The organism is Klebsiella grimontii, from assembly GCF_900200035.1.
Classification (GTDB): Bacteria; Pseudomonadota; Gammaproteobacteria; order Enterobacterales; family Enterobacteriaceae; genus Klebsiella; species Klebsiella grimontii.
In genome coordinates this window covers 303,811-323,633 of sequence record NZ_FZTC01000014.1, presented here as the reverse complement: position 1 = coordinate 323,633, position 19,823 = coordinate 303,811, and the positions used below count along the sequence as shown (strand labels likewise).

17 protein-coding genes are annotated in these 19,823 nt (G+C 53.8%); 9 read left to right on the top strand and 8 right to left on the bottom strand.

What is annotated here, in order from left to right; genetic code table 11:
- From KOSB73_RS07220 to KOSB73_RS07205, 4 genes are all read right to left on the bottom strand, one after another.
- On the bottom strand, nt 1–1,254 hold the full coding sequence (locus KOSB73_RS07220) for a polysaccharide deacetylase family protein (protein ID WP_049085606.1): 1,254 nt from the start codon (nt 1,252–1,254) through the stop codon (nt 1–3).
- Between the two features lie 57 nt (nt 1,255–1,311).
- Nucleotides 1,312–1,752 (bottom strand): PTS sugar transporter subunit IIA, encoded by a 441-nt coding sequence (locus tag KOSB73_RS07215; protein WP_004872110.1) that lies wholly within the window; start codon nt 1,750–1,752, stop codon nt 1,312–1,314.
- A 121-nt stretch (nt 1,753–1,873) separates the two neighbouring features.
- Nucleotides 1,874–2,644: an ABC transporter permease gene (locus KOSB73_RS07210; RefSeq protein WP_004129040.1), complete on the bottom strand. Its 771-nt coding sequence runs from the start codon at nt 2,642–2,644 to the stop codon at nt 1,874–1,876.
- Nucleotides 2,641–3,567: an ABC transporter ATP-binding protein gene (locus tag KOSB73_RS07205; RefSeq protein ID WP_004872112.1), complete on the bottom strand. Its 927-nt coding sequence runs from the start codon at nt 3,565–3,567 to the stop codon at nt 2,641–2,643. Before KOSB73_RS07205 ends, KOSB73_RS07210 begins: the two co-directional genes overlap by 4 nt.
- A 107-nt stretch (nt 3,568–3,674) precedes the next feature.
- Here KOSB73_RS07205 and can point away from each other — a divergent pair, with 107 nt between their 5' ends.
- Nucleotides 3,675–4,337 (top strand): carbonate dehydratase, encoded by a 663-nt coding sequence (gene can, locus KOSB73_RS07200; RefSeq protein ID WP_004129036.1) that lies wholly within the window; start codon nt 3,675–3,677, stop codon nt 4,335–4,337.
- Between the two features lie 50 nt (nt 4,338–4,387).
- Here can and hpt read toward each other — a convergent pair whose 3' ends face one another.
- On the bottom strand, nt 4,388–4,924 hold the full coding sequence (hpt, locus tag KOSB73_RS07195; RefSeq protein ID WP_014227950.1) for a hypoxanthine phosphoribosyltransferase: 537 nt from the start codon (nt 4,922–4,924) through the stop codon (nt 4,388–4,390).
- A gap of 203 nt (nt 4,925–5,127) precedes the next feature.
- Here hpt and KOSB73_RS07190 point away from each other — a divergent pair, with 203 nt between their 5' ends.
- On the top strand, nt 5,128–7,518 hold the full coding sequence (locus KOSB73_RS07190; RefSeq protein ID WP_004872116.1) for a glucose/quinate/shikimate family membrane-bound PQQ-dependent dehydrogenase: 2,391 nt from the start codon (nt 5,128–5,130) through the stop codon (nt 7,516–7,518).
- A gap of 80 nt (nt 7,519–7,598) precedes the next feature.
- Here KOSB73_RS07190 and cueO read toward each other — a convergent pair whose 3' ends face one another.
- On the bottom strand, nt 7,599–9,182 hold the full coding sequence (cueO, locus tag KOSB73_RS07185) for a multicopper oxidase CueO (protein ID WP_004872119.1): 1,584 nt from the start codon (nt 9,180–9,182) through the stop codon (nt 7,599–7,601).
- Nucleotides 9,183–9,328: 146 nt separating this feature from the next.
- On the opposite strand from cueO, the gene KOSB73_RS07180 reads away from it, so the two are divergent.
- The 5 genes from KOSB73_RS07180 to speD all read left to right on the top strand — a co-directional run bounded on the left by KOSB73_RS07180 (nt 9,329) and on the right by speD (nt 13,891).
- Complete coding sequence (locus KOSB73_RS07180) at nt 9,329–9,676, top strand: YacC family pilotin-like protein (RefSeq protein ID WP_004872121.1); 348 nt, start codon at nt 9,329–9,331, stop codon at nt 9,674–9,676.
- A 266-nt stretch (nt 9,677–9,942) separates the two neighbouring features.
- Nucleotides 9,943–10,362: a hypothetical protein gene (locus KOSB73_RS07175; RefSeq protein WP_024360328.1), complete on the top strand. Its 420-nt coding sequence runs from the start codon at nt 9,943–9,945 to the stop codon at nt 10,360–10,362.
- Entirely contained in the window at nt 10,359–12,068 is a 1,710-nt protein-coding gene (locus KOSB73_RS07170; protein ID WP_098140342.1) for an FKBP-type peptidyl-prolyl cis-trans isomerase N-terminal domain-containing protein, read from the top strand. Before KOSB73_RS07175 ends, KOSB73_RS07170 begins: the two co-directional genes overlap by 4 nt.
- Nucleotides 12,069–12,218: 150 nt before the next feature.
- Nucleotides 12,219–13,082, top strand: coding sequence for a polyamine aminopropyltransferase (gene speE, locus KOSB73_RS07165; protein ID WP_064411304.1), 864 nt, complete (start codon nt 12,219–12,221; stop codon nt 13,080–13,082).
- Nucleotides 13,083–13,096: 14 nt separating this feature from the next.
- Entirely contained in the window at nt 13,097–13,891 is a 795-nt protein-coding gene (gene speD, locus KOSB73_RS07160; RefSeq protein ID WP_004872133.1) for an adenosylmethionine decarboxylase, read from the top strand.
- Nucleotides 13,892–13,922: 31 nt separating this feature from the next.
- Here speD and yacL read toward each other — a convergent pair whose 3' ends face one another.
- Together yacL and acnB are read right to left on the bottom strand one after the other, a co-directional pair.
- Nucleotides 13,923–14,285 carry a protein YacL gene (gene yacL, locus KOSB73_RS07155; protein ID WP_004129024.1) on the bottom strand — a complete coding sequence of 121 codons (363 nt, stop codon included), beginning with the start codon at nt 14,283–14,285 and terminating at the stop codon, nt 13,923–13,925.
- Nucleotides 14,286–14,460: 175 nt separating this feature from the next.
- Entirely contained in the window at nt 14,461–17,058 is a 2,598-nt protein-coding gene (gene acnB / locus KOSB73_RS07150) for a bifunctional aconitate hydratase 2/2-methylisocitrate dehydratase (RefSeq protein ID WP_024360326.1), read from the bottom strand.
- Between the two features lie 355 nt (nt 17,059–17,413).
- On the opposite strand from acnB, the gene KOSB73_RS07145 reads away from it, so the two are divergent.
- A complete protein-coding gene (locus KOSB73_RS07145) occupies nt 17,414–19,000 on the top strand; it encodes a DUF3300 domain-containing protein (protein ID WP_098140341.1) in 1,587 nt (528 codons plus the stop codon).
- A gap of 10 nt (nt 19,001–19,010) precedes the next feature.
- Nucleotides 19,011–19,805, top strand: a complete 795-nt coding sequence (locus KOSB73_RS07140) for a DUF2950 family protein (protein ID WP_024360324.1) — start codon at nt 19,011–19,013, stop codon at nt 19,803–19,805.
- The last annotated feature ends 18 nt before the right edge of the window (nt 19,806–19,823 follow it).

Sequence of the window (19,823 nt, the reverse complement as noted above, 5' to 3'; positions counted from 1 at the left end):
CTACCCCTGCGGCTGGTTGCTTATCAGCCGCGACATGGTTTCCAGCGAATCCGTTCTTAATACATACAGCCTTTTCAATAAGAACGGATTATCCCCCGGTTTCACCTTTCCTCTTACCGTCGTCACCGCCAGATGAAAACCAGCGTCATTCGCCGCCTGAACCGCCGTGGCGTTATAGCCGCCAAACGGGTAAGAGAGATACTGTACGTGCGGATTAAACTGCGCCAGCGCCCGCCGCGAATGCTCAAAATCAAACAGAATATTGTGATAGCTGCGGCTGAGCAGAATTGGATGACGATCGGTATCAACCCGATGGAGAAAATGGGTATGCGACTGCACGTCAAAAACGTCCTGAATCTGTTTTAGCTCGGAAATACTCATAAACTGCAGCGATTTCGGCGCCCATTTCTGCGGATGGCGCTTAATGCGCGACGAGATAATAAAAGCCGTGGCGTGAAAGCCATACTGCTTGAGGATCGGGTACGCGTAGCGGTTGACCGACTTCAGCCCATCGTCAAAGGTGATCACCACCGAGCGCGCCGGTAGGTTCACTTTATTACGCAGATAGCCCTCAAGCTGATACATACTCAGCGTGGTATAGCCCTGGTCGCGTAGCCAGGTCATCTGGTTGCTGAAGGCGCGAACGGAAGTCGTTGTTGAGGTATGGCGAAAGCGGGTGTTTTCTTCGTCACGAAGAATATGGTGGTAGGTAAGGATGGGGATGCCGTTATCTTCCTGGGCATCAAGGCTGCTCACCCACGCCAGCCGGTTGCCGATGCGAATCTGAAACCAGGTTTGATTCAGCCGATCTTTAAGCTTGCTGATAATCGGGTAACGCAAATTACTCGCCAGGGTGCCAAAGGGCGCGCTGCCAACGGCGGGGGCATCATATACCGGCGTATCTTTCCAGGTCATGAGGTTTTGGTTGCTCAGGGATTTATGCAGATCGCCCAGGCTGTCCTCAACCCGCTGCTTCCCCTGTACCGGCTCCAGGTGGCCTTTATCAATAAAGCCGGTCGCAAAGCCAAAATTAAACTCATAGTAATCCGCCGCCGTCGGCACTACCGCCAGAATCTGTCCTGCCCGCACGTTGCCGACGCTCACTACCTGATTGCCCACCTGTGCCCAGATATCGGCATCTTCGGTCGTCTGCATATAACGTGCCGGGACACCCTGCTGGCTTAACAAACTGGCTGAGGCGCCGAGCGTCGTGAACAGGAGAAGTAAAGCAAGAATTCGGGCAAACATGCGCATCGAACCAGTAGACAAGAACTGCCGTCATTGTAACAAAAGCATCATCAATACCAATGCTTAATTCCCGTACGGCTCATGCAGTAGTCGAAAAGGCGGATTTTTTTGCTGCTGATGCCAGAGGCTGCTCACCGCAGGACCTCCGGCGCTGACAATCGCGTGGCGGAAGGCTTCACTACTGAGGGACGGACGTAGCAGATACATACTTTCCAGTAATGGGTAGCTGATACCAGAAATCACTTCGCAGTGGGTGTGCTTGTGGCTCATCAGCGCAGCGACGCGATAAGGCGCCGCGCCGGTTTTATCAGTCAGAAAAATGACCCCTTTCCCGCCGTCAGTTTCGTGCAGCGCGTCGCACATCATGCGGCTCAGCATATTGCTGCTGAGATTACGCCAGTAGTTAACCGCCCGACACTGCGTCAGCGGCCCAAACTTTTTCTCCAGACGATCCAGCATCTCCTGCGCCAGTTCGTCATGACAGGTAATCACCCAACCTAACATCGCCTACCTCCTTAGCAGGCAAACAATTTAGCAAGGGAAGCGATAAATATCGGTGATGACAATCAAAATTGTTTGCTGGCGCTTCGCTTAACTGCGCAGCGAAGCGCCATGAACGGCTAAATTAGCTGCGCAGCCCGCGCCCGCGCTGGATCAGATACCAACACAAAATATAAAACGCGACGATAAACACCACCAGCACGCCGAAGGTTGTGGCGAGCGGAACATCGTTAATGCCGAGGAAGCCGTAGCGGAAGCCGCTGATCATGTAGACAATCGGGTTCAGATGCGACAGGCCTTGCCAGAACGGCGGCAGCAGGGTCAGCGAATAAAAAACCCCGCCGAGGTAGGTCAGCGGCGTCAGCACGAAGGTCGGAATGAGGCTGATATCATCAAAGGTTTTGGCAAACACCGCGTTCAGCAGACCAGCCAGCGAAAATAACACGGCGGTCAGCACCAGAGTCAGGGCGACAAATACCCATGAGTGAACCTGGAACGGAACGAAAAACAGCGAAATCGCCGTCACCAGAATCCCGACGCACAGACCGCGGGCAACGCCGCCGCCCACATAGCCGGCGATCACCACATGGGTGGGGACCGGCGCGACCAGCAGTTCTTCAATATTGCGCTGAAATTTCGCGCTGAAGAATGATGAAGCGACATTGGCGTAGGCGTTGGTGATCACCGCCATCATAATCAGGCCCGGCACGATAAACTGCATATAGGTAAAACCATGCATTTCACCGATGCGCGAGCCGATCAGATTGCCAAAAATGACAAAGTAAAGGGTCATCGTAATGACCGGCGGCACCAGCGTCTGGATCCAAATACGCATAAAGCGATGGATCTCTTTGGTCCAGATGCTTTTCAGCGCGACCCAATAAAGCTGCATCATGCTGATTCTCCTTTCCGATCGTGTACCAGCGTGACAAACAGCTCTTCCAGACGGTTAGCTTTGTTACGCATACTTAATACCTGTATTCCCTGCGCGCTCAATTGCGTAAATACGCTATTAATCCCCTGCTCGCGCAGCACCTCAACCTCCAGCGTCGACGTATCAACCAGACGATACTGATAGCCTTCCAGTACCGGTAATGGGCTTTTGGGAGCCAGATCGAGAATAAAGGTTTCTGATTTCAGCTTGGAAAGCAGCGCCTTCATCGAGGTGTTTTCCACCAGCTCGCCGTTCTGAATAATACCGATATTGCGACACAGCATTTCGGCCTCTTCCAGATAGTGGGTCGTCAGAATGATCGTGGTGCCTTTATCATTCAGATCTTTCAGGAATCCCCACATCGAACGACGCAGCTCAATATCCACTCCCGCCGTTGGCTCATCGAGAATCAGCAGCTTCGGTTCATGCATCAACGCGCGGGCAATCATCAGGCGGCGCTTCATGCCCCCGGAGAGCATCCGCGCGCGTTCGTTGCGCTTTTCCCAAAGATCGAGCTGTTTGAGGTACTTTTCGCTACGGGCGATGGCTTCTTTGCGCTCAACGCCGTAGTAGCCCGCCTGGTGAATCACAATCTGCTGCACGGTTTCAAAGGGGTTAAAGTTGAACTCCTGCGGCACCAGGCCGAGCTGGCGCTTGGCGTTCACCACATCCTTTTGCAGGTCATAGCCAAACACGTTGACCTCGCCGGAGGTTTTGTTCACCAGCGAACTGATAATGCCGATAGTGGTGGATTTTCCCGCGCCGTTCGGCCCCAGGAGCGCGTAAAAATCGCCCGCTTCTACCTGAAGATCGATTCCGCGCAGCGCCTGAACCCCGCCGGGGTAGGTTTTTTTGAGCTGTTTTAGTTCCAGAGCAATGGTCATTAAATGTCTCTTCTCGTGTCGTGACACGCGATGGGTTGTTTTAAAAAATGTGAGGTTAACCTATATTAGCGCAACGCACTTACTTGGTTACAGGCCCGTAAACATCCATGAACGATATAGATACACTCATCAGCAACAATGCACTATGGTCAAAAATGCTGGTGGAGGAAGACCCCGGTTTCTTTGAGAAACTGGCACAGGCGCAGAAGCCGCGCTTTCTGTGGATTGGATGTTCCGATAGCCGCGTCCCCGCTGAACGTTTGACCGGCCTGGAACCCGGCGAGCTGTTTGTACACCGTAACGTCGCCAACCTGGTGATTCATACCGACCTGAACTGCCTTTCCGTGGTGCAGTACGCGGTCGATGTACTGGAAGTCGAACACATCATCATCTGCGGCCACTACGGCTGCGGCGGCGTGCAGGCGGCGATTGAAAATACCGAGCTAGGCCTTATCGACAACTGGCTGCTGCATATTCGCGATATCTGGTTTAAGCACAGCTCGCTGCTGGGGGAAATGCCCGAAGAGCGCCGCCTTGATACGCTGTGTGAATTGAATGTGATGGAGCAGGTTTACAACCTTGGCCATTCAACGATTATGCAGTCGGCGTGGAAGCGTGGACAGAAAGTGACAATTCACGGCTGGGCCTACGGCATTCACGACGGCATGTTACGCGATCTTGACGTGACCGCCGTCAGCCGCGAAACGCTGGAACAGCGCTATCGCCATGGAATTTCCAACCTTAAAAGCAAGCACGTCAATCACAAGTAATTCACGCGCCCCTCTTAATATCCCGGATAAGCCGGGATAGATAATCCGCGTTACTCGTCCAGCAGCGTCACTTTGCCGATATACGGCAGGTGGCGGTAGCGCTGAGCATAGTCGATGCCGTAACCCACCACGAACTCGTCCGGGATCGCAAAACCGACAAACTCAACCGGCACCTTCACTTCGCGGCGGCTTGGCTTATCGAGCAGCGTACAAATCGCCAGCGATTTCGGTTCACGCAGGCTGAGGATTTCGCGCACTTTTGACAGCGTGTTGCCAGAGTCGATGATGTCTTCCACGATCAGCACATCTTTACCGCGGATATCCTCATCCAGGTCTTTGAGGATTTTGACGTCACGGGTGGTGGACATGCCGCTACCGTAGCTGGAGGCGGTCATAAAATCGACTTCATGCGGTACCTGAACTTCACGGCACAGGTCGGCCATAAACATAAATGAGCCACGCAACAGCCCCACCAGCACCATTTCGCTGCCGCTATCTTTGTAGTGCTCGTTGATTTGGCGACCGAGCTCAGCAATACGGGCTTTGATCTCGGTTTCCGGGATCATCACTTCTACAGTATGTTTCATAAAACTAACCATTTGATTCTTAATGTAAATCATCAACTCCGCTGCGATTGCACCGACGTTGACCGGCAAGCCACGCAGTATACCAGCAAAAAGAAATATGCGATGCAGTGATTAATAAAGCCCATTTTGTGATTCCGATCACACTTGTTAAATCCTATAATTAATTGCAGTTAAAAAATTAACAAACAAACGAGTGTCCTTCTATGGCAGAAACAAAATCTCAACAATCACGGCTACTCGTGACGCTGACGGCTCTTTTTGCAGCGTTCTGTGGCCTGTATCTCTTAGCAGGCGGGGCCTGGCTGGTCGCCCTCGGCGGCTCATGGTACTACCCTGTCGCAGGTCTGGTGATGCTGGCCGTCACCGTCTTGCTGTTCCGCGGTAAGCGTTCTGCGCTTTGGCTGTACGCCGCGCTGCTGCTTGCCACCATGATCTGGGGCGTATGGGAAGTTGGCTTCGACTTCTGGGCGCTGACTCCGCGTAGCGACATTCTGGTCTTCTTCGGCATCTGGCTTATTCTGCCGTTTGTCTGGCGTCGCCTGCCGATTCCCTCCTCTGGCGCCGTTGCCGGGCTGGTTGTCGCCCTGCTGATTAGCGGCGGCATCCTTACATGGGCTGGCTTCAACGACCCGCAGGAGGTCAACGGTACGCTGAGCGCTGATGCAACGCCAGCGGCACCAATTTCCGAGGTGGCCGATGGCGACTGGTCGGCGTATGGCCGCAACCAGGAAGGCCAGCGCTACTCGCCGCTGAAGCAGATTAACGCCGATAACGTGAAGAACCTGAAAGAGGCATGGGTATTCCGTACGGGCGATCTCAAGCAGCCTAACGATCCGGGTGAAATCACCAATGAAGTCACGCCGATTAAAGTTGGCGACACGCTCTATCTGTGTACCGCCCACCAGCGCCTGTTCGCGCTTGATGCGGCCACCGGTAAAGAAAAGTGGCATTTCGATCCGCAGCTCAACGCGGACCCGTCTTTCCAGCATGTGACCTGCCGCGGCGTTTCATATCATGAAGCCAAAGCGGATAACGCGCCGGCGGATGTGGTTGCCGACTGCCCGCGCCGCATTATTCTTCCGGTCAACGATGGCCGCCTGTTCGCCATCAATGCCGAAACCGGTAAGCTGTGTGAGTCCTTCGCTAATAAAGGCATTCTCAACCTGCAAACCAATATGCCAGTCACCACGCCGGGCATGTATGAACCCACTTCACCGCCGATTATTACTGATAAGACAATCGTCATCGCCGGCGCCGTGACCGATAACTTCTCCACCCGCGAGCCTTCAGGCGTTATTCGCGGCTTTGATGTGAATACCGGTAAACTGCTGTGGGCCTTTGATCCGGGCGCGAAAGATCCCAACGCGATTCCTGATGATGAACATCATTTCACCCTGAATTCACCAAACTCCTGGGCACCGGCGGCCTATGACGCGAAGTTGGATCTGGTCTACCTGCCTATGGGCGTGACCACCCCGGATATCTGGGGCGGCAACCGTACGCCCGAACAAGAGCGCTATGCCAGCTCCATCGTGGCGCTGAACGCCACGACCGGTAAACTGGCGTGGAGTTACCAGACCGTTCATCACGATCTGTGGGATATGGATATGCCGTCGCAGCCGACGCTGGCGGACATTGACGTGAACGGCAAAACCGTGCCGGTGATTTACGCTCCGGCAAAAACCGGTAATATTTTTGTCCTCGATCGCCGTAACGGTGAGCTGGTCGTCCCGGCACCGGAAAAACCGGTTCCGCAAGGGGCGGCGAAAGGTGACTACGTCGCGAAAACTCAGCCGTTCTCCGACCTGAGCTTCCGACCGAAGAAAGACCTGACCGGCGCGGATATGTGGGGCGCCACCATGTTCGACCAGCTGGTGTGCCGCGTTATCTTCCATCAGCTGCGCTATGAAGGGATTTTCACTCCACCGTCAGAACAAGGTACGCTGGTCTTCCCGGGTAACCTGGGGATGTTCGAATGGGGCGGTATCTCCGTCGATCCGAACCGCCAGGTGGCGATTGCTAACCCAATGGCGCTGCCGTTTGTCTCAAAACTGATCCCTCGCGGACCCGGTAATCCGATGGAGCAACCAAAAGACGCCAAAGGTTCGGGTACCGAGGCCGGTATTCAGCCGCAGTACGGCGTTCCTTACGGCGTCACGCTCAACCCGTTCCTGTCACCGTTCGGTCTGCCCTGCAAACAGCCAGCATGGGGCTATATCTCCGCGCTGGATCTGAAAACCAACGAAGTGGTGTGGAAAAAACGTATCGGTACGCCACAGGATAGCCTGCCGTTCCCGATGCCGGTTAAGCTCCCGTTCACCATGGGTATGCCGATGCTGGGCGGCCCAATTTCGACGGCCGGCAATGTGCTGTTTATCGGCGCGACCGCGGATAACTATCTGCGCGCTTACAATATGAGCAACGGCGAGAAGTTATGGCAGGCACGTCTGCCGGCTGGCGGTCAGGCGACGCCGATGACCTATGAAGTGAATGGCAAGCAGTACGTTGTCATCTCTGCGGGCGGTCACGGTTCGTTTGGCACGAAGATGGGCGACTATATCGTCGCTTATGCTTTACCGGACGACGCGAAGTAAAAAAAGAAGGCCCGGTTTCCGGGCCTTCTCTCTATGGTACGTCTCTCTCTTTTCGCGCCAGGCGAGCCCGCTTAGACGAGCTACACCGTAAATCCAAGCATCATCCCCGTATCTTCATGCTCCAGCAGATGGCAGTGCGCCATATAGGCATGTTCTTTCGGCGCATCGTGATCAAATTTCACCAGCACTTCACTGACATCGCCTTCCACCCTGACGGTATCTTTCCAGCCGCTCCGGTGGGGTGCCGGCGCTTTACCGTTTTCGGACAAAATACGGAACTGAGTACCGTGAATATGGAAAGGATGCAACATCATGTCGCCTTTGCCGGAAATCACCCACCGCTCATACTGCCCTTTCGCCGCCGCAAACAGGGGAACATTCATATCAAAGGCTTTACCGTTGATTCGATTCGCATTATGGAAATCAAAACCTTGATGACCGTGCTTCATCTGCGCCATGCCGCCATGATTCATGTTTCCGTGATTCATATTCCCCATATCGCCATGATTCATCATCATGCCATGGTCCATGCCGGACATCGCCTGGTCGCCATATTTTTGCATCAGCGCCTGCATCCCCATCATATCGAGCATCGGATCCATAGAGAGCTGCAGAGTACGCTGAGTAAACCCCTGAAGGGAGGGCAGCGCTGGCATAGCGGCCAGAACATCCGGCAGCTTACCGGAAGCCTGGATAGTCAGTGGCTGCACGCGTAATACCGGCTGCGGCCGATCAAACGGAGCAATCGCCATCCCCATCTGGTTAACCGGTAGCGTAATTAAATCAAAGGGTTTCCCGTCAGTGGTATCCACCAACACTTCGAAACGCTCCCCCATCAGCACCGGCAGCTCGTTGACTTTCACCGGCTCAGCCAGCAGACCGCCATCGCTTGCCACCACGTACATGGGCCGCTTATCGCTGGTGGCGAAATTCAAAGAACGCGCATTACAACCGTTAAGCAGACGCAACCGTAGCCAGCCGCGAGGCGCGGCATGCTCCGGGTAAAGCGCCCCGTTAGTCAGCAGCGTATCGCCAAACCAGCCAACGGCTGCGCTCATGATATCGAGCTGATAATCAATCTCTCCCGCTGCGGTGAACTTTTTATCCTGCACAATCACCGGGACATCATCAATTCCCCACTGCTTTGGCAAGAGCAGCTTTTCGCTTTCCGCATCAGAAATCAGTACCAGCCCGGCCAGCCCCATCGCGACCTGTCTGCCGGTTTTGCCATGTTGATGAGGATGGAACCAACAGGTCGCCGCCCGCTGCGTTGGAGTAAAGGTCACCGTGCGGGAGCCTCCGGCGGCAATCACGCCGTGGGGACCGCCGTCAACGGCGCCGGGAACCTCCAGACCGTGCCAGTGTACGGTGGTCTCCTCCGCCAGCCGGTTATGAATATCGATGGTTGCCTGCTCCCCCTGCTTAAGCTGTAGGGCCGGGCCCAGCAGATTACCGTTATAGCCCCAGGTGGTCGCAAGATGAGAGCCGAACTGCGTTTTTCCGGCCTGGATGATCAACGAGATGCGATTGCGCGCGTCGGCGGTAAGTAGCTCCGGTACAGGCAACGATGGACGACTGGCGGCGAAAACCGAGCGACTCCATAGCGGCAATGCGCTGGCTACGCTTACCGCAGCGGTTAGTTTAAGAAACTCACGACGTTGCATTTTCACATCCTTTTTATTCTGCTGGTGAATAATTGAGCTTAAACCCTCCCCCAACAGGAAGGTCAAGTAGAAGAGTAAGAATAAAGCTCGGCGCAGTGTAACGAAGTATGCTAACGTTGTTCGTCCGTGATTCAATGGTAGAAAAAATGAAGACGCTTTTCAGAACAATAGTGCTTGGCAGCCTGCTCACTCTCTCCGCCAATAGCTATGCATTAAGCGAGTCCGAAGCGGAGGATATGGCTGATTTAACGGCAGTATTCGTCTTTCTGAAGAACGACTGCGGTTATCAAAATCTGCCCAACACGCAGATTCGCCGCGCCCTGGTCTTTTTTGCTCAGCAGAACCAGTGGGATTTAAGCAATTACGACAGCTTCAATATGAAAGCGCTGGGTGAAGATAGCTACCGGGACCTCAGCGGAATCAAAATCCCCACCACCAAAAAATGTAAAGCGCTGGCGCGTGACTCACTTAGCCTGCTTGCTTACGTGAAATAATCCCCCTCATTTCAAAAAATCGGTAGCCGTGAGAATACGGCTATGATGCGCCGTAATAATAGCGGCTCAATTAACTACGCGCTTTAATTTATATCTCAATTCATAGAATTCACTAACAATTCAAACTTAATTCATTAAGAGTTTGACTCATCACTAAAACAAATATAATAAATAGACTTTCAAAAACAAAACTCTAATATTGCAATCTTCTTTTTTGCACACTATTATCGCCCAATAACACCCCTTTTTATCAATGGAATGAAACCTTGAACATATCCTTATTTACACGCATAGCGCCTCTGGCCGTCATTTTATTAGTGGGCTGTAATTCAACGCAGTCCAGACAATCCGCCAGATTAATGAAACCATTATCTGATACGACATTAAGCCAACAACAAACGGAACAGCAGAGAGTCGCAGATGAGCAAGCGCGTTTAGACTCCTGCCGTAAGGCTCTTGAGTCTCTGAAAGAAGTGAATCCAAAGCAGGCAGACAAACTCGGTAATGAGTTCACCGCCCTGCTGAGCGCTGCAACCCAATATAATTCTGTCCGCAGTAAAGTCGCTGAACCGACAAAACAGGGAATCGATTCGATGTACCAGTTCAAATCAATCAAGCTATGCGCTGATATTGAAAAGGCATTGATAGATAGTCTTGTTAAACGTGGTGAAAATGTTCAGCTATGAACGGGAAAATAGCTAAAAACTTCAATTCGGTATCGCTGGCAGCAGTGTTTGTGCTGGCGCTATTGCCGGACGCCTTTGCGGAAAAAGATGCACTGATAAGCGTCACGACGAGTTCAAGCAGCGACGCTTCAGGCCCTGCATTTTTAAATTACGCTAAAGAGCAGCAGGCGCAGGAAAGTCGTGAGCCTGTTAAGCCCGTGGAGGAAAAAAGCAATAAAACAAAAACAACCAATAAAAAAAGCGTTCAGAGTACCAATGATATCTCCCGCCAGGCTGCAATAATTTCTCAAAAAGATAAACTCATCCGCCAGCTTCGACAGCAGCTGGAAGCTAAACCTGTGACGATTAATGCCGCAGCAGATAACCAAAAAGAGCTGACTGATAAAATTCAGCTGCTTGAGAAAAAATTAGCGGCTGCTGTAGCCGAAAAACAACGATTAATAGATAAAGAGCTAACGGCCGCAGCTGAAATAAAACAGAGCGTGGGCCAGCGTAACGCCTCCGAAAATAAAATAGTGCAGCAAGAAAAAAGGCTATTATTAGTAGAATCCGCAAAACAAAAAGCCGAGCTGCAGCTGACTGAGGCAACCGCTGAAAAACAGGCACTGATAAAGAAACTCGCCGCGGCGGAAACGGAAAAGCAAGATACGGCCTCCAGGCTCACGGCTGCTGCATCAGACAAACAAGCGCTCATTAGCAAGCTCGCTGCCGCTGAGTCAGCTCAGGGGCAAATGCGCACAAAACTCACCGCGGCTGACGCCGCCCGGCAGGCGCTACAAACGAAGCTGGAGGCGGCTGAAACAGACCATAAAGTCGTGCTCGCGAAGCTCGCCGCCTATGAAACGAAAGAAAAGGATTTAACGACAAAACTGGCGGCTGCAGGGGTAGAAAAACAGGCGCTCACGGCTAAACTGGATTCCTTTATCATCAGCAAGCAGCAGTCATCCCTTCAGGAGGATGCCGCCGATAAAGATAAAGCCCAACTACAAGCCAGCGCAGATGAAATTACCCGACTAAAAACCATGTTAGCTGATGCCGAAGCTAAAAAACCAGCGGCTATCGACCTTGCGAAAGCGCCCCTGCAGCAGGCTTACGCTATTGGCGTATCGATGGGCGCTGAAGTGCTACAGCTCTTATCCACCCGGGATTCCCAGGGCGTAAAAATGAGCAAAGATACCGTACTGCAGGGGATCCAGGATTCTTTTTCCGGAAATATCGCCCTTGATGAGAAAGCGCGCAATAAAGCTTTGTTCGATGTATCTAAAAAAGTCTTTCAGAACCTGAAGAAGATCGAACAGCAAACGCTTAGCGAAGGAAAGAAATATCAGCAAAAGTTCGCGCAGCAAAAAGGAGTGGTATTGAAAGATGGCGTTTACAGTCGCATAGATTATGCCGGTAAGGGCAAGATTCTCGATAGCGACATCGTTACCGTCACCATCAAAGAAACGCTTACTGACGGAACCGTCATTAACGATATGGAGGCGGAGGGTAAAGTGTGGTCTCAGTCCCTGAAATCTTATCCTCCACTGTTCCTTGGGCCCATAAAGCGGCTGGGAAATCACGGCGCTATTACGGTCGTGATCCCTCCCGAGCTCGCCTACGGCAGCGAAGGCAAACCGCCTAAAATCCCGCCGGGAGCGACCATGGTCTATTCGCTCAGAATCGTTGACGCCACTGCAGCACAACCGCAGGCTAAAAAACCCTGATCCTAACGCCTCCCGCCAGGGCGGCGTTCGCCATTTTCTTACCACGCCTCATTTGCTGAAATATCCGCCGTGCATCATCTTCTATAGTTGGCTATGATGTTGCGCCCATTTTAATGGGTGTAACAGATGTTAACAAAGGAGGATCTGCCCGTGGCCGATAGCAATCTGTGGCATGAAACGCTGCACGACCATTTTGGTCAGTATTTCAGCGTTGATAACGTTCTGTATCATGAGAAAACCGAGCATCAGGATTTAATCATTTTCGAAAACGCGGCGTTTGGTCGCGTGATGGCGCTGGACGGGGTGGTACAAACCACCGAGCGTGATGAGTTCATCTACCATGAAATGATGACCCATGTTCCGCTAATGGCCCACAGTCAGGCGAAACATGTGTTAATTATCGGCGGCGGCGATGGCGCCATGCTGCGCGAAGTCTCTCGCCACGGCAATGTCGAAAGCATCACTATGGTAGAAATTGACGCTGGCGTGGTGTCGTTCTGTCGTCAGTATCTGCCTAATCATAACGCTGGCTCGTACGACGATCCGCGTTTTACGCTGGTCATTGACGATGGCGTCAATTTTGTTAACCAAACGGCGCAAACGTTTGACGTCATTATCTCCGATTGCACCGATCCTATCGGTCCCGGCGAGAGCCTGTTCACTTCCGCATTTTATGAAGGCTGCAAACGCTGCCTCAATCCTGGCGGGATTTTCGTCGCTCAGAACGGCGTCAGCTTCCTGCAGCAGGATGAAGCCGTCGATAGCCATCGCAAGCTCAGTCATTACTTTAGCGATGTGAGCTTCTATCAGGCGGCGATTCCAACCTATTACGGCGGCATTATGACCTTCGCATGGGCCACGGACAACGAAGCCCTGCGCCACCTTTCCAGCGAAATCATCCAGGCCCGCTTTCATAAATCGAACCTGAAGTGCCGTTATTACAATCCGGCAATTCACGCGGCGGCATTTGCTTTACCGCAATATTTACTGAATGCGCTATCCACCGTTAAGTAAGGGGGTGATCTAAATTGAAAAAATTGAAGCTGCACGGCTTTAACAATCTGACCAAAAGCCTGAGTTTTTGCATCTATGATATCTGCTACGCGAAAACGGCAGAGGAGCGCGATGGCTACATCGCCTATATTGACGAACTCTACAACGCCAACCGCCTGACAGAAATTTTGTCCGAGACCTGTTCAATTATCGGCGCAAATATTCTTAACATTGCGCGTCAGGATTATGAGCCTCAGGGCGCCAGCGTGACGATCCTGGTCAGCGAAGAGCCTATCGATCCGCAGCTTATCGATCAGACCGAACATCCGGGCCCGCTACCGGAAACCGTTGTGGCGCATCTCGATAAAAGCCATATCTGCGTTCATACCTACCCGGAAAGCCATCCTGAAGGCGGGCTGTGCACCTTCCGTGCCGATATTGAAGTCTCAACCTGCGGGGTCATTTCACCGCTGAAGGCCCTGAATTATCTGATTCACCAGCTAGAATCCGATATTGTCACCATTGACTATCGCGTTCGCGGTTTTACCCGCGATGTGAACGGCATGAAGCACTTCATCGATCATGAAATTAACTCCATTCAGAACTTCATGTCCGAGGATATTAAGTCTTTGTATGACATGGTGGACGTGAACGTTTACCAGGAGAATATCTTCCATACCAAGATGCTGCTTAAGGAATTCGACCTTAAGCACTATATGTTTCACACCAGGCCGGAAGATTTAACCGAAGAAGAGCGCAGGGTCATCACTGACCAGCTGTGGAAAGAGATGCGTGAAATTTACTACGCAAGAAATATACCGGCGGTGTAACGCCCGGCGGAGCACGGAGGCTCCGCCAGACTTAGCGCTGCTGCATAAACTCACGATAGGCGGCAACGACCTGTAAAAAATCTTCAATACCGCACAGCGAGAGGCTTTCTTCGTCGTAGTAGCTCATCCCCTCTTCTATCTCATCGCCGGAAAAATCCAGCTGATTGGCGCGGATCATCACTTCTTCACCATCCAGCCATAATGTGTATTCATGACCGGCACGCTGCCAGGAACGTTCGCTGCCTTTGACGGTGCGCGCGGCCTGCTCGACTTCATCAAGCAGGGTAAGGTTATCTTTGACCTCTTCGTTGAACCAGTGGCCGATAGCCTCATGATCCATCGACATTCGCACCTTTACCACTCCGGTAATATCGCGCAGAAATTCGTAATCCATAGTCTTTTCCTCTGCAAGGGCAGTGCGTCACCGCTGCACTGTACCCATAGCGTCATTATCGCAGCAGTAAGGGAGAAAAAAAGCGTCGCGGACGGAGGGATTGGAAATAAAAATGCCCGGTGACGCAAAGTTCACCGGGCATTGAGGGGATTATGTACCGCTCTGACCTAGCGCATTACACCGCGGTCTGGAAAATAACCCCGTCAGCCTTCTCAGTGTACTGACCCAACTGGTCGAAGTTCAGATAGCGGTAGGTATCCGCCGCGGTTTTATCCACCTGAGCCACGTAGGTCTGGTACTCTTCCGGCGTCGGCAGCTTACCGATAAGCGCGGCGACTGCCGCCAGCTCCGCAGAGGCCAGGAAGACGTTAGCGCCGGTACCTAAACGGTTCGGGAAGTTACGGGTTGAAGTAGAAACCACCGTCGCACCGTCAGCAACGCGCGCCTGGTTACCCATGCACAGGGAGCAGCCAGGGATTTCAATACGCGCGCCGCTCTTACCAAACACGCTGTAGTAACCCTCTTCAGTCAGCTGCGCGGCATCCATACGGGTTGGCGGCGCTACCCACAAACGGGTCGGCAGTTGACCTTTGTGGTTGTCCAGCAGCTTACCAGCCGCGCGGAAGTGGCCGATGTTGGTCATGCAGGAACCGATAAACACTTCATCGATCTTCTCACCCTGCACGTCGGACAGCAGACGCGCATCGTCCGGATCGTTCGGCGCGCAGAGGATTGGCTCTTTGATATCGGCCAGATCGATATCGATCACCGCCGCATATTCTGCATCCGCATCCCCTTCCAGCAGTTCAGGTTCCGCCAGCCATTTTTCCATGCCCTGAACGCGACGTTCCAGCGTACGGCGGTCGCCGTAGCCTTCCGCGATCATCCACTTCAGCAGGACGATGTTGGAGGTCAGATACTCAACGATCGGCTCTTTGTTCAGCTTGATCGTGCAGCCTGCAGCCGAGCGCTCTGCGGAGGCATCGGTCAATTCAAACGCCTGCTCAACTTTCAGATCCGGCAGACCTTCGATCTCCAGAATGCGGCCGGAGAAGATGTTTTTCTTACCTTTCTTCTCAACGGTCAGCAGGCCCTGTTTGATCGCATACAGCGGGATGGCGTGCACCAGATCGCGCAGGGTAATGCCCGGCTGCATTTTGCCTTTAAAGCGCACCAGCACCGATTCCGGCATATCCAGCGGCATGACGCCGGTCGCGGCGGCAAACGCCACCAGGCCAGAACCTGCCGGGAAAGAGATACCAATCGGGAAACGGGTATGCGAATCACCGCCGGTACCGACGGTATCCGGCAGCAGCATACGGTTCAGCCAGGAGTGGATAACGCCATCGCCAGGACGCAGCGATACGCCGCCGCGGTTCATAATAAAGTCCGGCAGCGTGTGGTGCGTGGTGACGTCAACCGGCTTAGGATAAGCGGCGGTATGGCAGAAGGACTGCATCACCAGGTCGGAAGAGAAGCCCAGGCACGCCAGGTCTTTCAGCTCGTCACGGGTCATCGGACCGGTGGTGTCCTGAGAGCCTACGGAGGTCATCTTCGGTTCGCAGTAAGCGCCCGGACGAACCCCGGCTACGCCGCAGGCGCGGCCAACCATTTTCTGCGCCAGAGAGTAGCCGCGGCTGCTTTCCGCCACGTCTTTCGCCTGACGGAATACCTCGCTGTGCGGCAGGCCAAGCGCTTCACGCGCTTTGGTGGTCAGGCCACGACCGATGATTAGCGGGATACGGCCGCCTGCGCGTACTTCGTCGATCAGCACGTCGGTTTTCAGCTCGAAGGTCGCCAGCAGTTCGCCGGTTTCGTGGTTACGTACTTCACCTTTGAACGGATAAACGTCAATCACGTCGCCCATATTCAGGTTGTTTACATCCACCTCAATCGGCAGCGCGCCGGCATCTTCCATGGTATTAAAGAAGATAGGCGCAATTTTGCCGCCGAGAACCAGACCGCCGCCGCGTTTGTTCGGCACGTTCGGAATATCGTCGCCCATAAACCACAGCACCGAGTTGGTGGCGGATTTACGCGATGAACCGGTACCCACGACATCGCCGACGTACGCCAGCGGGAAACCTTTTTGCTGCAGTGCTTCAATCTGCTTAATCGGGCCGACGGCGCCTGGCTGATCCGGGTCGATGCCTTCACGGGCGTTTTTCAGCATTGCCAGCGCGTGCAGCGGAATGTCCGGGCGGGACCAGGCATCAGGAGCCGGAGACAGGTCATCGGTGTTGGTTTCGCCGGTGACTTTAAAAACGGTCACGGTGATTTTGTCAGCCAGCTGAGGACGGCTCAGGAACCACTCAGCGTCAGCCCAGGATTGCATCACCTGTTTGGCATATTCATTGCCCGCTTTGGCTTTCTCTTCAACATCGTAGAAGTTGTCGAACATCAGCAGGGTGTGGGACAGCGCTTTCGCGGCAATCGGCGCCAGTTTTGCGTCGTCCAGCGCGTCAATCAGGGGATGAATGTTGTAACCGCCCTGCATGGTGCCCAGCAGTTCGACAGCTTTTTCACGGGTAACCAGTGGAGAAGTTGCATCGCCTTTGGCGATCGCGGCAAGGAATCCGGCTTTAACATAGGCGGCTTCGTCGACGCCCGGCGGTACGCGGTTAATTAACAGGTCTAACAGGAATTCTTCTTCACCCGCTGGCGGGTTTTTCAGCAGTTCTACCAGCGCGGCCATTTGGGTTGCATCTAAGGGTTTCGGTACAATCCCCTCGGCGGCACGCTCAGCTACGTGCTTACGGTATTCTTCTAGCACGACGGTTCTCCTCGCTCTCATTGTAAAATGCGGTAGGCGATTCTCTTCACGCTCCTGTGAGACAGCAGTTTGTAGGGTAAATGCCCGATACCGCGTCGGCAGCATAGCAGGATTTTGGCGGGGTGTTAATCTGTTTACAAAAAAGCAACATTAAAAATTAGCTGAATCGTTAAGGGCAGAATATTGCAGGTTTTCTGTCAGTTTAGCGGTATATAAAATTAATTCTGTTACACATCATTGTCCAAAAACCCAACTAAAATCAAAAACGCAAATTCGCGATCTTTATACTCAGGCAATCCCCCGCTTGACGACAATACTCTGTCAAAACGGGCCAATCTTTGTGCCGGGAGTCCTTATGACGCTGCCTTTCAAACCCCATCTGCTCGCGCTGCTTTGCAGTGCCGGACTATTAGCCGCTGCGGGTACGCTCTACGTTAAAAGCCGGGAACCGCAAACGGCCCCCGAGCCACCCGCCGTTGCGCAGACGGCGCAGACCACCGCCGCCGCTCAGCCGGTTACCGCAACCTATACCCCCGCGCAAATAGACCAGTGGGTCGCGCCGATCGCGCTCTATCCGGACAATCTCCTGTCCCAGGTGCTGATGGCTGCGACCTATCCGAGTAACGTCGTTCAGGCGGTGCAGTGGTCGCAGGATAATCCCGCAATGAAGGGGGATGCGGCGGTACAAGCGGTGGCAAGCCAGCCCTGGGATCCCAGCGTAAAATCGCTGGTCGCCTTCCCTTCCCTGCTCGCGTTAATGGGAGAAAACCCGCCGTGGATAGAAAACCTGGGTAACGCATTTCTCGCCCAGCCGCAGGACGTCATGGATTCGGTGCAGCGCTTACGCGCCATCGCCCAGCAGACCGGAACGCTAAAATCTACGCCGCAGCAGAAAGTCATCACCGCCACAAACGCTGCGGCAACGTCGACAACCAGCACCTCCCGCAGCAGCAGCGCCGTGACATCCTCCCCTCCCGCCCAGGTGATTAAAATCGAATCCGCCGATCCGAACGTGGTGTACGTGCCGGCCTATAACCCTTCTGTAGTTTACGGCGCCTGGCCTAACACGGCCTACCCGCCGGTCTACCTGCCGCCGCCTCCGGGTGAACAGTTCACCGATAGCTTCGTCAAAGGTTTTGGCTATAGCCTCGGCGTCGCCACCACCTACGCCCTGTTCAGCAGCATCGACTGGGATGATGACGATCGCCATCATGACGATGACGATCACCACCACGATGATGATCATCACGGCGGCTACTCGCACAACGGCGATAATATCAATATCAACGTCAATAATTTCAACCATATCACCGGGCAGACTCTGCCGGGTAATCACGCTAACTGGCAGCATAATCCAACCTGGCGCGGCAATATTCCGTACCCGAACAACAACATCGCGCAGCATTATCATCAGACCAATGTTCCCGGCGGGCTTAGCGCTACCCAACATCAACCCGTCGATCGTAACGCGCAGCGTCAGGCGGCTATGACTCAGCTACAGCAGCGTACCGGGCCTGCGGCTGCCGCGGATAACTCGCTTGCTCGCGCGCCGTCCCGCGATGCCCAGCGTCAGCTCGCATCGCAGCAGCTGCATCAGGTGACCCAGCGCAATAACTACCGCGGCTATGACGCCACGCCGGCGGTTAAACATAACGCCGTACAACAGCAGCATCGGGAAGCGGTAAAATCGCAAATTCAGCATCCAACGGCGCAGCAGCAACAGCGCCGCGAACAGCTGCGGACCACAACGCCCGCACAACGTCAACAGAAGCTGAATGACCTGCACGCCAATGCCCTGAGCGGTAACGATATCCGCTCTCCTTCCTGGCAGTCGCAGCAGGCGCGCGGCCTGCAGAGCCGTCATATCTCGGGTTTAAGCAGCGAGCAGCGCAGCGCGGCCAGAGAACAGCTTTCTGAACATCATGAACTGCGCCGCCGCTGAGGATAATCAGATGAAAAAATTATTAACAATGACTCTGCTGGCCCTGGCGCCCGCCATATCGTTGGCTCAACAGCAGTTTTCCTCTCCGCAACAGGCCGCCAGCGCGCTGGCCGAGGCGATCGGCAAGCATGATGAATCGGCGCTCAACGGGCTGCTCGGCGATAGCTGGCAGCAGTTTTTACCGCCGGATGGCATTGCCCCTGACGCCGTCGATCGCTTTCAGCGTGACTGGAAAGTGAGCCATCGTATCGTTCAGCAACAGGATAGCGCCTGGCTGGAGGTAGGTCAGGAAGCATGGCGGCTACCGATCCCCATAATTCAGGATAAGAGCGGCTGGCGTTTTGATATGGCCGCTGCTGAAGATGAGATCCTGACTCGCGCGATTGGCCGCAATGAGCTGTCAGCCATTCAGGCAATGCATGCTTACGTTGATGCCCAGCAGGATTTCTATCGATTAAACCACGCCTGGGCGCAGAAGATTATCAGCAGCGATGGCAAGAAAGATGGCCTCTACTGGCCAGCCGCTCCCGGCGAAGCCCCCAGCCCGTTAGGACCGGCGTTTAGTCCCGTAGAACCCGGCGAGGGCTATCACGGCTATCGTTTCCGCATAATTAAAGACGGCGAGAATCAGGGCGCCGCCCTGCTGGCATGGCCGGTGGAATGGGGAAAGACCGGCATCATGAGCTTTATGGTTAACCAAAATGATGAGGTTTATCAGGCTAATTTAGGTGATGAAACGCCAAGCAAGGCGCGGGCGATTTCTCAGTTTTCGCCTGACTCCGGCTGGCAGGCCATCCATCAATAGTAAAATGCCCGGCGCGAT